The 2,535-nt window shown below is 41.6% G+C and carries 3 protein-coding genes; all 3 read left to right on the top strand.

What is annotated here, in order from left to right; translation table 11 throughout:
• Window positions 1-1,116: CO2 hydration protein (locus IQ242_RS22210; RefSeq protein WP_193961436.1), on the top strand; the 1,116-nt coding region annotated here is incomplete at its 5' end.
• A 54-nt stretch (window positions 1,117-1,170) separates the two neighbouring features.
• On the top strand, window positions 1,171-1,734 hold the full coding sequence (locus IQ242_RS22215; RefSeq protein ID WP_185237355.1) for a GUN4 domain-containing protein: 564 nt from the start codon (window positions 1,171-1,173) through the stop codon (window positions 1,732-1,734).
• A gap of 3 nt (window positions 1,735-1,737) precedes the next feature.
• Entirely contained in the window at window positions 1,738-1,989 is a 252-nt protein-coding gene (gene nrtS / locus IQ242_RS22220) for a nitrate/nitrite transporter NrtS (protein ID WP_193961437.1), read from the top strand.
• Window positions 1,990-2,535: the final 546 nt, after the last annotated feature.

The following is a 2,535-nucleotide window of genomic DNA, read 5'->3' on the forward strand; positions in this document are numbered from 1 at the left end:
GTCAAGTCCTCCTCTCATCCCCTAGCATCCTATATTGATCGTCTCACGGCTGGGGAAGCATTGTTAAAAGATACTCCCCAGAATTTGATCGAGGTAGTGGGTATCCTGAAAAGTTACGGAGTGGTGTTAGATGCTTATTCCAAAAATTTAATTTATATTGCGGAAAATCAGTTTTTGGTTTTTTTACCCTTCTTTAAATATTTTAATGGTCAAGTATCTTGGCAGAAATTACTACAACACTGGTGGCACGATCGCATTAATTTTGAGTATGCTGAATACTGTATGAAAGCCATGTTTTGGCATGGTGGGGGTGGTTTAGATAGTTATGTAGATAGTGCCGCTTTTCGGGAAGTGACAGCCAAGGTTATTCAAGCCAAATTTAGGAATAATCCCCTAGTTTTAATTTTAAATAAAGCCTTTCCTGAATTTTTGCCAGAACAAATGCGGATGATGGCCTACTATAGCGGTTTAGGTCAATTTTGGCGAATTATGGCCGATACTTTTTTAAGTTTATCCGATCTCTACGATGCTGGAAAAATTACCAATATTCCCGAAGTGGTGGCACACATTAAGAAAAATTTAGTTGATAATGCTAGTAAACCAATTATCTATCAGGTAAAAATCAAAGGACAAACCTATGATCTGATCCCCAAATCGGCAGGATTAACCTTTCTTGCGGATACGGCAATCCCCTACGTTGAGGCGGTTTTCTTTCGCGGAACACCTTTCCCCGGTACAATTTCCTATAATGCCCAAGCCTATCAAATTCCCTACGATCAGGGAATGTTTGCCTATGGTGCTTTGTATGCGGATCCTTTACCCATCGGAGGTGCAGGGATTCCTCCCACACTATTAATGCAGGATATGCGTCACTTTTTACCAGATTATCTGCACGACATTTATAAAAAGAGTTTTCGTCAAGAGGAAGATTTATTAGTCCAGATCTGCGAAACTTTTCAAAAGTCGATGTTTTGTGTGACAACGGCAGCCATTCAAGGATTAGCACCTTATCCTTTAACTACCACAGATTTAAAAGAACAAAAAGCCAATCGCATCTATCTAGAAGCATGGATGAATCGCTTTGTTAAGTCGCGATTAGAAGCGGTAAATCAATAATTATTCTGCCGATAAATCGGTAATTTTTGCAGTCAACAAACCCCCTTTACATTTATGTCAGATATTAACGCCCAACTTCAGGATATTTTAGCTCAATTGCAATCTTTAACCGAACGGGTTGCCCTCATCGAAGCGCGGCAGATGTTAGTACCAGACATCGAGCGCTATGGTAAATTACAGCAATTCCTAGCTGAGGGGAACTTTAGGGAAGCAGACGCAGAAACTCTCCGAGTTATCCTCGAAGCTGCCGGCAGAACCCGCGATACTTTAACCCCAGAGGATATGATGAGGTTTCCCGTTAATGTGATTCGGGTACTCGATCGCCTTTGGAAAAATTATAGCGGCGATCATTTCGGTTTTAGCAATCAGGTGAAGTTATATTTTGCCGCCGGCGGTAGTATTAACACCCTGCGTACCCAAGACGCGGAAACGATTAGAAAATTTGGGGAATTGGTAGGATGGCGCGACAAAGATGAGTGGCGTATCGATGATTATGATCACTGGGATTTTAGTCTAGCGGCTCCTCAAGGTTGTTTTCCCGCTCTCTGGTGGAAGTCTCCCTACGGGTTAAAAATGGTGACTTTTTGTTTTACTCGCCTGATAGAGTGCGATTTATAGGCAATGAAAGGAGTTATCGGCTATTTTCGGGCTTTATTGTCCTCCCAATTTGCTCCCACCGGGATAAAAGTGGCTGTGGTAGTGGGGACGATTTTATTGACAATTAACCACGGTTATGCTATAATGCACGGGCGCATGACAAGCGATCGCTGGCTGGCGGCATCACTGACTTATCTAGTTCCCTATCTGGTCAATATTCATGGGCAGTATAGCAGTTATCGCCGTCAGCAGTGGCCGAAAAAATCCCAGGAATAAAGGCAATGAATATACCCCTAAGTGGTGATTTCTTTAACTCTAGGGAACTCCCTGTTAGCAGAGGGCTGCTATGATAGCGATCGAGACGAATATTCGGGTGACACAGATCTCTATTAGATATTTTAGCAACTACTTTATCATTCTTTAGCGATCGCTCTATTGGAATAAAGCAAAAATAGATATATGATCAAGACAGGATCTGCTTTCATAGCGATCGAGACGAATATTCAGGAGTTCGATTTACCATGGCTACTGTTTTATTGAAAACTGGCGAGTTCCGAGAAATCCCTGATGATCAGTTAATTTCTTTCCTCGAGGAAAACCGAGATTTGATTCAAGATCGACAATCACGCAGAAAAAGAGCGATTAAAAGACCTATACCGTCCAATGTAACCTCTTTCGAGTCTTTTAAAGTATAAAATGCCAGCAGTATCTACTCTAGGCTAAGATTAACTCCCTTAGCTAGGATTTGCTGAATAAATCTAAAAACCTTGTTGGGTAAGACTTTTAGACTTTTTGTCAATCAAAAAGTACCGGGCATGGGAG

The sequence above is a fragment of the Microcystis sp. LEGE 08355 genome (genome assembly GCF_015207185.1).
Taxonomy (GTDB): domain Bacteria; phylum Cyanobacteriota; class Cyanobacteriia; order Cyanobacteriales; family Microcystaceae; genus Microcystis; species Microcystis panniformis.

Bases quoted from the DNA above. Each gene is read 5' to 3' on its own strand.
- nrtS (WP_193961437.1), top strand. From the start codon at position 1,738: ATGAAAGGAGTTATCGGCTATTTTCGGGCTTTATTGTCCTCCCAATTT.
- IQ242_RS22215 (WP_185237355.1), top strand. From the start codon at position 1,171: ATGTCAGATATTAACGCCCAACTTCAGGATATTTTAGCTCAATTGCAA.